7 protein-coding genes and 2 pseudogenes are annotated in these 10,097 nt (G+C 71.0%); 4 read left to right on the plus strand and 5 right to left on the minus strand.

Annotated features, from left to right (window positions below; translation table 11 throughout):
- Window positions 1-1,505: glutamine-hydrolyzing GMP synthase (gene guaA, locus G6018_RS04490; protein WP_182638893.1), on the minus strand; the 1,505-nt coding region annotated here is incomplete at its 3' end.
- Window positions 1,506-1,718: 213 nt separating this feature from the next.
- On the opposite strand from guaA, the pseudogene G6018_RS17525 reads away from it, so the two are divergent.
- The 3 genes and pseudogenes from G6018_RS17525 to G6018_RS04500 form a co-directional block, all read left to right on the plus strand.
- Window positions 1,719-1,985: pseudogene (locus tag G6018_RS17525) on the plus strand (wax ester/triacylglycerol synthase domain-containing protein); the annotation flags it as partial.
- Window positions 1,986-2,053: 68 nt separating this feature from the next.
- Window positions 2,054-3,193: a WS/DGAT domain-containing protein gene (locus tag G6018_RS17530; RefSeq protein ID WP_347237795.1), complete on the plus strand. Its 1,140-nt coding sequence runs from the start codon at window positions 2,054-2,056 to the stop codon at window positions 3,191-3,193.
- A 12-nt stretch (window positions 3,194-3,205) separates the two neighbouring features.
- Window positions 3,206-4,615, plus strand: a complete 1,410-nt coding sequence (locus G6018_RS04500; protein ID WP_241731147.1) for a wax ester/triacylglycerol synthase family O-acyltransferase — start codon at window positions 3,206-3,208, stop codon at window positions 4,613-4,615.
- Here G6018_RS04500 and G6018_RS04505 read toward each other — a convergent pair.
- The 3 genes from G6018_RS04505 to guaB form a co-directional block, all read right to left on the minus strand.
- Complete coding sequence (locus tag G6018_RS04505) at window positions 4,587-6,374, minus strand: GMC family oxidoreductase (protein WP_182617170.1); 1,788 nt, start codon at window positions 6,372-6,374, stop codon at window positions 4,587-4,589. The two genes, G6018_RS04500 and G6018_RS04505, sit on opposite strands and share 29 nt — an antisense overlap.
- An 88-nt stretch (window positions 6,375-6,462) precedes the next feature.
- Window positions 6,463-7,602 (minus strand): GuaB3 family IMP dehydrogenase-related protein, encoded by a 1,140-nt coding sequence (locus tag G6018_RS04510; RefSeq protein ID WP_179524693.1) that lies wholly within the window; start codon window positions 7,600-7,602, stop codon window positions 6,463-6,465.
- Window positions 7,603-7,608: 6 nt separating this feature from the next.
- On the minus strand, window positions 7,609-9,144 hold the full coding sequence (gene guaB, locus G6018_RS04515) for an IMP dehydrogenase (RefSeq protein ID WP_182609355.1): 1,536 nt from the start codon (window positions 9,142-9,144) through the stop codon (window positions 7,609-7,611).
- A 135-nt stretch (window positions 9,145-9,279) separates the two neighbouring features.
- On the opposite strand from guaB, the gene G6018_RS04520 reads away from it, so the two are divergent.
- Window positions 9,280-9,678, plus strand: coding sequence for a DUF5319 domain-containing protein (locus G6018_RS04520; RefSeq protein ID WP_179526160.1), 399 nt, complete (start codon window positions 9,280-9,282; stop codon window positions 9,676-9,678).
- Window positions 9,679-9,760: 82 nt separating this feature from the next.
- Here G6018_RS04520 and G6018_RS04525 read toward each other — a convergent pair.
- Window positions 9,761-10,097 (minus strand): annotated as a pseudogene (locus G6018_RS04525) (hypothetical protein); the annotation flags it as partial.

Here is a 10,097-nt window from a genome sequence, read left to right on the forward strand (position 1 = left end):
TTCAGGGCGAGCGTCTCGTACGGCACACGCGTCCAGTCCGCGGTCATGGCGTCCTCGGAGCTCACGGGGCGCAGCACGATCGGGTGGCCGTAGGTGCGGCCGTCGCCCTGGACCCCCACCGAGCGCACGTCGGCCAGCAGCACGACCGGGCACTGCCACACCGAGGCGTCGAGCCCGGCGGCGGTCATCTCCTCGCGCGCGATCGCGTCCGCCGCGCGCAGGGTGTCGAGCCGATCCTGATCGACCGCGCCGACGATCCTGATGGCCAGGCCCGGCCCGGGGAAGGGGTGCCGGCCGACGATCGCCTCCGGCAGCCCGAGTTCCCGGCCCACGGCGCGGACCTCGTCCTTGAAGAGCAGGCGCAGCGGCTCCACGAGGGAGAACTCGATGTCGTCCGGCAGGCCGCCCACGTTGTGGTGACTCTTGATGTTGGCCGTCCCCGCGCCGCCGCCGGACTCGACGACGTCCGGGTAAAGGGTCCCCTGGACGAGGAAGTCCACCGACGAGTCCGCGCTGTCGCCGGAATCCTCGAGTTCGAGGGCCTGGGTCACGGCCCGCTCGAACGACCGGATGAACTCGCGGCCGATGATCTTGCGCTTGGTCTCGGGGTCGCTGACCCCGGCGAGGTGGCCCAGGTAGATCTCCGAGTCGTCGAGCGTGATGAGGCGGGCTCCGGTGGCGGCCACGAAGTCGTTCTCCACCTGCTCCCGCTCGCCCGCGCGCAGCAGCCCGTGGTCAACGAACACGCAGGTCAGCCGGTCTCCGATCGCCCGCTGGACCAGCGCGGCCGCCACGGCGGAGTCCACGCCGCCGGACAGACCGCAGATCGCGCGACCCTCGCCGATCTGCTCGCGGACGGCCTCCACGAGCTGCTCCGCGATGTTGGACGCGGTCCACGTGGGCTCCAGGCCCGCGATCTCGGTGAGGAACCGGGTGAGCACCTGCTGCCCGTGGGGCGAGTGCAGCACCTCGGGGTGGTACTGGACGCCGGCCATCCGTCGATCGACACACTCGAACGCCGCGACCGGGGCACCGGCGGACGAGGCGGTCACCGTGAACCCCTCGGGCGCCGACGTGACCGCGTCGCCGTGACTCATCCACACCGGGTGGGTCGCGGGCAGTCCCGCGTGCAGCACCCCGCCGGACACGCCCACCTCGGTGCGCCCGTACTCGCGGTTGCCGGTGTGCGCGACCTCGCCCCCCAACGCACCCGCCATGGACTGGAAGCCGTAACAGATGCCGAAGACCGGCAACCCGAGTTCGAGCACGGCCGGGTCGAGCGCGGGGGCACCGTCGGCGTAGACGCTGGCCGGCCCCCCGGACAGGATCAGCGCCACCGGGTCCTTGTCCCTGATCTCCTCTACCGTCGCGGTGTGCGGGATCACCTCGGAGTAGATCCGCGCCTCGCGCACCCGTCGCGCGATGAGCTGCGCGTACTGGGCGCCGAAGTCCACGACGAGCACCGGCCGGGGCGGGGCGGGGGCTCCTGTGGATCCGGCGGTGATCTGGGAGTCGGTCTGTGCGTTCTCGGCCACGGACCAGAGTCTAGGCCCCGTGGCCACTCCGCCGAACTCGGCCACTTCCGCCCCCGGGGTGTTCACAATGGATCACATCACGACCGGGGTCGTCCTCGGCCGTGACCATCGACCGGGAGGGCACCGATGGAGAGGATGACCGGCTTCGACGCGAGCCTGCTGTACCTGGAGACGGCGCAGCAGATGCTCGTCGTGGGCGGGATCCTCGTGGTGGACGTCTCCGACCAGGGGTCCGCGTACAGCTTCGAGCGACTCCGGACGGAACTCGCCCGTCGGGTCAAGGAGATCCCCGCGTTCCGCCGCAAGATCTACGACTCCGTGTTGAACCTCTGGCATCCGGCATGGGTCGAGGAATACGACCTCGACGTGACGCGGCACGTCCGACGCGTCGACGTGGAGCCGCCCGGTGACGACGACGCCGTGTTCGAGATGTGCGGCCGCCTCAGCAGTCGCCCGCTCGACCGGTCGAGGCCGCTGTGGGAGATGTGGGTCCTCGAGGGCCTGGCGACCCGGACACGGTGGCCGTGTTCTTCCGCGCCCACCACGCGCTGCTCGACGGGACCAGCGCCGCGGCGGTCCTGCGGAAGCTCGGCGGGGCCGGGACCACCCCGTCCGCCCGTGATCTCGACCCGGTGCGGGTCCACGCCGGTGGGGCCAATCCGATCGGACTGGTCGCAGGCGGCCTGTGGGACTTCTCCGTGCGCCGACCACTCACCCTCGCCCGGCTCGTCCCGGAGGCCGCGATGCTGCCGTGGAGACTGCGCAGGGCCACGGCCACGAGGAGGTCCGGCGGGAACGCGGCGGAGGCGGTGGAGGACGGTGGTGACGCGGCGCAGACCACCCCGATCCCCGGCGCCGCGCCGTTCACCGCCCCGAGGACCCGGTTCAACGCGACGATCACCCCGCACCGGGCGGTCCGGGGCACCTCGCTCGACCTGACGGAGATGAAGGAGGTCAAGAACGCCTTCGGGGTGACGGTCAACGACGTGTTCCTGACCGTGGTGGGCGGCGGACTACGTCGGTACCTGCGATTCCACGACGACCTCCCCGAGAAGCCACTCGTGGCGGTCGTGCCCGTGTCGACTCGCGGGGACGAGGGGACCCAGGGCAACAACCGGGTGACCGTGCTGTTCGCGTCGCTGGGGACCGACATCCAGGACCCGCTCGAGCGGCTGCGGGCGGTGGCCCGGCGGACCCGGCGGGGCAAGAGGCGGGCCCGGGGTGGGATGCGCCCGGGCCTCATCCAGGACGTGGCCACGCTGGCGCCGTCCGGCGCCCTGTCGCTGGTGATGCGCCTGTACGGGGACCTCCACCTCGCCGACCTGCACCCGGTGGTGCACAACCTCAGCGTCTCCAACTTCCCCGGCCCCCGAAAGACACCGGACTTCCTCGGCGCGCGGGTGACCCACATGTACCCGCTGGGCCCGCTGATGCACGGTTCCGGGCTGTCCGTGACGGCGATGTCCCTCGGCGATCGGCTCGACGTGGGGATCAACGCGTGCGAGCACCTCGTGCCCGACCCCGGACTCATCGCCACCGGGCTGCGGGAATCGATGGACCGCCTGCTCGAACTGACCCGGGAGACGGCGGCCGGGGCGGGGGACGCCGGGGCGACGGTCTCGACCCCGCCGGGGTCCACGACGACCGAGGAGGGGTGACCCGTGGAACGGATGAGCGGCCTCGACGCCAGCTTCCTGTACCTCGAGACCGACGAGCAGATGATGGTGATCAACGGGGTGGTGCACCTCGACGTCTCCACCATCGACGAGGGGTACTCCTTCGAGCGCCTCCGGTCCGGGCTCGCCCGGCGGGTCAAGGCCATCCCGCCGTTCCGGCGCAGGATCCACGACTCCCGCCTGAACCTGGGACACCCGGCGTGGGTGGAGGACTTCGACTTCGACATCACCCGTCACGTCCACCGGATCCGGCTCGATCCGGACGGCGGCGAGGACGAGCTACTGGCCACGTGCGGGCGACTCGCCTCGACACCACTGGACCGCTCCCACCCGCTGTGGCAGGTGTGGATCATCGAGCGCGGCGACCCGGCCGCCCCCACCGTCACCGCGTTCTGCCGGGTCCACCACGCGCTCATCGACGGCATGCTGGGTGCCGAACTGCTCGCCACCCTCGCGGCCACGGACGCCTCCACGCCCATCCAGGATCCCGCACTGGTCCGGACCCACGTCGGCCGCGCCAACACCGTCCAACTCATCGCCGGGGGCGCGCGGGATCTGATCGGCCGACCCCTGGCGCTCCTCCGCCTCCTGCCCGAGACGCTCTCCGTACCGGGGGCGATGAAGCGGGCCCGGGGCCGGGAGGACGGCGGACGGTCCATGCCCGCCCCCTTCACCGCGCCGCGGACCCTGTTCAACCGCTCCCTGACCCCGCACCGCGCGGTGGCCACGGTGACGCTCGACCTGCGGGCCGTCAAGGAGGTCACCACGCGCCTGGGCGGCACGGTCAACGACGTCCTGCTCACCGTGGTCGGCGGCGCGGTCCGGTCCTACCTCGAGGAGCACGGCGACGCCCCGGACGCGTCGATGGTCGCGATCGTCCCCATGTCCACCCGCGCGGATCTGACGACCGGCGGCGCGAACCAGGTCTCGGCGATGTTCGCGTCCCTCGCGACGGATGTGCCCGATCCCGTCGAGCGGTTCCACCGGATAGTCGACGCGTCGGCGACCGCCAAGGAGCAGGCCGGGAGTATCCGACCGGCCCTGCTGGACAACTGGGGCCGGATGAGCCCCCGCGGCCTCCTCGACATGGGCATGCGGGTGTACGAGGCGCTCAGACTCGCCGACGTCCACCCGGTGATCTACAACCTGATCATCTCCAACGTGCCCGGGCCCCGGAAGCCGCTCTACTTCCTCGGCGCACGGATCACCCACATGCACCCCTTCGGCCCGCTGCTCCACGGTGCGGGGTTGTCGGTGACCAGCGTGTCGATCGACGGCCACCTCGACCTGGGAGTGATCTCGTGCGAGCACCTCGTGCCCGACCCGGACGTGATCGCCCGTGGGATCGGGGCCGGGCTCGAGGAACTGCTCGAGCTCACGCGCGAGCGGGAGCACCCCCGCTAGAGACACCGACGATCGGCAGATGCAGCGCGCCGGGCGCCGCCTCCGGGACGATCGGCGACACGGGCGCCACCGGGGTCACGCGCTCGTAGGGCTCGCCCTGTGCGGGCCGGGGGTCGGCCTCACCCTTGTTGGGCCACAGCGACATGGCCCGCTCGGCCTGCGCGGTGATGCTCAGCGCGGGGTTCACCCCGAGGTTCGCGGAGATCGCGGACCCGTCCACGATGTGCATCGTCGGGTAGTTCCACACCCGGTGGTAGGGGTCCACGACGCCACTGTCCGGCGAATCGGAGATCGCACATCCGCCGAGGAAGTGCGCGGTCATCGGCATGTTGGCGATCTCGCCCCACGTCCCGCCGGCCAGTCCGCCGATGTTCTCGGCGATCCGCCGGGTGGCCTCGTTGCCCGCGGGGATCCAGGTCGGGTTGGGCTCGCCGTGGCCCTGCTTGCTGGTGACGTACCGGAACGGCCCGCGACGCTTGACCGAGGTCTCCAGGGAGTTGTCGAGGTTCTGCATGACCAGGGTGATCACCGACCGCTGGCTCCACCGCCGCAGGTAGAACAGCTGCAGGAACATGCTCGGCTTGCGCCGGATCTCGTTCACCAGGGTGCGCCACCGCGGGAGCGGCCCGTCCCCGTCCGTGAGAAGGGTCTGCAGGATCGCGATGGCGTTGGAGCCCTTGCCGTAGCGGACGGGCTCGATGTGGGTGTCCGGCCGGGGATGGAACGACGACGTGATCGCCACGCCCTCCGAGAAATCCTGTTCCGGCAGGTAATTGGGGCGCATCGCCCCGAGGATCGATTCGGAGTTGGTGCGGGTGAGCTTCCCGAGCGCCGGCGAGAGCCGGGGCAGCGAGCCGTCGTCCTTGGCGTAGTGCAACAGATGCTGGGTGCCCCAGGTTCCGGCGGCCATCACGACGTGCGAGGCGGTGACCGTGGTGGTGCGCTTACCCCATCTGGTCCAGGCTCCGGTGCGCTCGAGCGTCACCTCCCACGTGCCGTCGGCACGCTCGTGCACGCCACTGACGGTCGTGCGGTCGAGAACCCGGGCCCCGGCCCGCTCGGCCAGGCCGAGGTAGTTCTTGAGCAGGGTGTTCTTGGCCCCGTGCCGGCAGCCGGTCATGCACTCGCCGCACTCGATACAGGCGGTCCGATCCGGCCCCACACCCCCGAAGTACGGGTCGCGGACGGTCTCGCCGGGCTTGCCCTCTCCCCCGGTCTTCTCCCCGAAGAACACCCCGACCGGCGTGTAGACGAAGGTGTCCTCGGCGCCCATGTCCCGTGCGACGGCCTTCATGACGTCGTCGGAATGGGTATGGGTGGGGTTGGTGACCACACCGAGCATCCGGCGCCCCTGATCGTAGAACGGGGTGAGCTCGTCCTCCCAGTCGGTGATGTGGCCCCACTGCCGGTCCCTGAAGAACGGGGAGTTGGGCTTGTAGAGGGTGTTGGCGTAATTGAGTGAGCCACCGCCGACGCCCGCCCCCGCCATGACCATCACATCGCGCAGCAGATGCACGCGCTGGAGACCGAACAACTTCAGCTTGGGCGCCCAGACGTACCGGTTGAGCCGCCACGAGGTCTTGGGGAAGTCCGAGTCCTCGAACCGTCGGCCGGCCTCGACGACCGTGACGCGGTACCCCTTCTCCGACAGGCGCAGAGCGGTGACGCTTCCGCCGAATCCGGACCCGACGACGAGGACGTCCGTGTCGGGACTCCCGGTGGAGGCGGTGGTCGAGGGCGACGGCGTCGATGTCGTCATGGTGGGGCTCCCTGGTGGTCGAGGTGTAGGTCACAGTACCCGAGCACCAAGAACCTACCCGACAGTAGCTCCCGTTTTGTCCACCGCGTCAGGGGCGGACGGACAGGTCCACCTTCTGGAATCCCTTGACGTCCGAGTACCCGCACTTGGCCATCGCGCGACGGAGGCCACCCATGAGGTTCCGGGTTCCGTCCGGGACGCTCGTCGGCCCCTCCAGGACCTCTGCCAGGGGCGCCAGGGCCGTCTCGTCGTCGATCTCCGCCACGTGTCCACGGGGGACCTTGGGATGGGCGGACACGGCGTCCCAGTACACACCCCGCCCCGGGGACTCCAACGACCCGGCCAGCAACGGACCCAACACCACGGCGTCGGCGCCACACGCCACCGCACGGGCGATGTCACCCGAGGTGTAGATGTCGCCGTCGGCCAGTACGTGCACGTACCGGCCCCCCGTCTCGTCCAGGTAGTCGCGTCGCGCGGCCGCCGCGTCGGCGATCGCGGTGGCCATGTGGACCTCCATCCCGAGCACGGAACCCGTGGTGGTGACCCCCTCGACGCCGCCGTAACCCACGATCACACCGGCCGCACCCGTGCGCATGAGATGCAGGGCGGTCTTGTAGTCCACCACGCCGCCGGCGATCACCGGCACGTCGAGCTCGTGGATGAAGTCCTTGAGGTTCAGCGGCTCGTCCTCGCCGCTCACGTGTTCGGCGGAGATGATGGTGCCCTGGACGACGAGCAGGTCGATCCCGGCCGCGACCAGACCGGGCGTGAGGTCGCGCGCGTGCTGGGGGGACACCCGGACCGCGACCGTGCCGCCCTCGTCCCGGATCCGCCGGACCGCCGCCGCGAGCAGCTCGCGGTCGATCGGGGCGCGGTGCAGCTCCTGGAGACGCGCCACGGCCCGGTGGCCGGTCACGTCCTCGAGAGCGAGCTCGCGCAGCTCGGCGATCGCGGCCTCCGGATCCTGGTGGCGCGCCCACAGGCCCTCTCCGTTGAGGACGGCCAGGCCACCGAGCCTCGAGAACTCCACCGCCGACTCGGGTGAGACCACCGCGTCGGTCGGGTGGGTCATCACGGGCAGGTCCATCTGATAGGCGTCGATCTGCCAGGCCGTCGACACCTCCTTGGAGCTGCGGGTGCGTCGGGAGGGGACGATGTCCACCTCGCCGAGCCCGTACATCCGTCGGGCCTCACGGCCCATTCCGATCTCCACGACGTTGCGCACGCGCCCTCAGTCCTTGACGTTGTAGTTGGGGGCCTCGACGGTCATCTGGATCGCGTGGGGGTGGCTCTCCTTAAGCCCCGCCGCCGTGATCTGGACGAACTGGGCGCGGTTCATGTCCGGGATCGTGGCCGATCCCGTGTACCCCATCCCCGCGCGCAGTCCACCGGTGAGCTGGTGCAGGACCTGCGCGACGTCGCCGCGGTACGGCACCCGTCCCTCGATACCCTCGGGGACGAGCTTCTCCTCGGACAGCACGTCGTCCTGGAAGTAGCGGTCCTTGGAGAACGACTTCTCCTGCCCCGGCTTGCCCCGGCCGCGCATCGCGCCGACCGACCCCATCCCCCGGTAGACCTTGTACTGCTTGCCGTCCACGAAGATCAGCTCCCCGGGCGACTCCGTGCAGCCCGCGAGCAGCGAACCGAACATGCACGCCGACGCCCCGGCCGCGATCGCCTTGGCCACGTCCCCCGAGTACTGCATTCCGCCGTCGGCGATCACGGGGACGCCCGCGGCGTGGGCCGCCACGGAGGCCTCGAGGATCGCGGTGATCTGCGGGGCCCCCACCCCCGCGACGACGCGGGTGGTGCAGATGGAGCCGGGACCGATGCCGACCTTGATCGCGTCCGCGCCCGCATCGATCATGGCCTGGGCCGCGCCGCGGGTGGCGAGGTTGCCGCCGATCACCTGGACGCGGTCGCCGAGCTCACGCTTGACGCGGGCGACCATCTCGAGTGCGTTGCGGTTGTGGGCGTGGGCGGTGTCGACGACGAGGACGTCCACACCGGCGTCGGTGAGGGTCCCGGCGCGCTGCCAGGCGTCCTCGCCGGTCCCGATCGCCGCGGCCACGCGCAGTCGACCGTCGGAGTCCTTGGTGGCGTCCGGGTGCTTCTCGGTCTTCACGAAGTCCTTGACCGTGATGAGCCCGGTGAGGCGACCGTCGCCGTCCACGATCGGCAGCTTCTCGATCTTGTGGCGTCGCAGGAGTCCGAGGGCGGCCTCCGCCGTGACACCCTCCCGCGCGACGACGAGCGGTGCGCGGGTCATGACCTCGTCGACCCGACGCGACTTGTCCACCTCGAAACGCATGTCCCGGTTGGTGATGATGCCCACGAGTTCGCCCCGCTCGTCGGTCACCGGCAGGCCGGAGATCCGGTAACGGGCGCACATCTCGTCGACCTCGGCGAGGGTGTTGGCGGGAGCACAGGTGACCGGGTCGGTGACCATGCCCGCCTCCGACCGCTTGACCGTGTCCACCTGGGCCGCCTGGTCGGCCACGGAGAGGTTGCGGTGCAGCACCCCGATCCCGCCCTGGCGGGCCATGGAGATGGCCATCCGGGCCTCGGTGACGGTGTCCATCGCGGACGATACGAGCGGCACCCGCAACGTGATGTCCCGGGTGAGCCGGGTGCTCGTGTCGACCTCACTGGGGACCACCTCGGAGGCGGCCGGGAGCAGCAGCACGTCGTCGAAGGTCAGGCCCACCATGGCGACCTTGGTGGGATCGTCGCCGCCGGTGCGCACGGGGCCTCGCGACTCGCTCATCTGCCGTCCTCCTGGGGGTCGTCTGGGTCTGGAGTCCGAGGATAGTGCGTCCGGGGTCCCGGGTTCGAACCGTCGGCCCCGCCAGGTGGTGCCCACGGGTACGGTGGGAGCGTGAACGATCCCCTACGGCACGGAATGCCGCCCGACCCGTTCGCCGGCGATCCGGACGATCCGACCTCGGAACTGGCCGGGCTCGACCCCGTGGACGACGGCATCCCCTCCGGGCCGCTCGACGCGGAGGAACGCCGTGCGATCGAGGAGGACCTCGCCGATCTCGCGGAGTTCCGCGAACTCCTGGCCCCCACCGGCGTCAAGGGGGTGGCCGTGCAGTGCGAGGACTGCGCGGAGGAGCACTACCACGAGTGGGACATGCTCCGCGCCAACCTCATGCAGCTCCTGGAGGACGGCTCACTCCTGCCCCACGAGCCCGCGTTCGACCCCATCCCGGACGACTACGTCTCGTGGGACTACTGCCGCGGATACGCCGACGCGGTGCGCACGATGCGCCCGCGTCGTCTCTACTGGCGTCGCTGACCCGCCGGGCCGCGGCCACGACCGGTCCGCGACCACTGGGGGTCCGCAATTACCTCCCCGTTCCGCCCCACCGGGGAGGGGGTCAGTTGGTGGGCTGGGTGGTCGCCGGAGCGCTGGTGGCCGCAGGCCCCGACGTCGGGACCTGGGTCACGGTGGTCCGTGTCGGTGACGGCGCCGGGCCCGTCCCGTCGACCTCGCCCGGTTGCGGCCGACCCGTGGTGGGCGCCAGGAAGTCCTGGATCCGCTGGGTGTCGATCGGGATCTGCAGCGTCGTCGAGATCCGCAGCCCGTCCAGCGGCAGCGGGATGACCGGCATACCGGGGGGCGGCGGCGGGATCAGGTTGGACGGAAGCGGCACGGGCACCCCGGGAACGAGCGTCGCGGGGCCCTGACCCGGACCGGGGGCCGGGGCGGGGGCG

The sequence above is a fragment of the Dietzia sp. DQ11-44 genome (genome assembly GCF_014145205.1).
Taxonomy (GTDB): domain Bacteria; phylum Actinomycetota; class Actinomycetes; order Mycobacteriales; family Mycobacteriaceae; genus Dietzia; species Dietzia natronolimnaea.

What these genes read in the sequence shown, in the direction of transcription:
- G6018_RS04505 (WP_182617170.1), bottom strand. Translation starts at nt 6,374, where the DNA reads ATGACGACATCGACGCCGTCGCCCTCGACCACCGCCTCCACCGGGAGT.
- guaB (WP_182609355.1), bottom strand. Translation starts at nt 9,144, where the DNA reads ATGAGCGAGTCGCGAGGCCCCGTGCGCACCGGCGGCGACGATCCCACC.
- G6018_RS04500 (WP_241731147.1), top strand. Translation starts at nt 3,206, where the DNA reads ATGAGCGGCCTCGACGCCAGCTTCCTGTACCTCGAGACCGACGAGCAG.
- G6018_RS04520 (WP_179526160.1), top strand. Translation starts at nt 9,280, where the DNA reads ATGCCGCCCGACCCGTTCGCCGGCGATCCGGACGATCCGACCTCGGAA.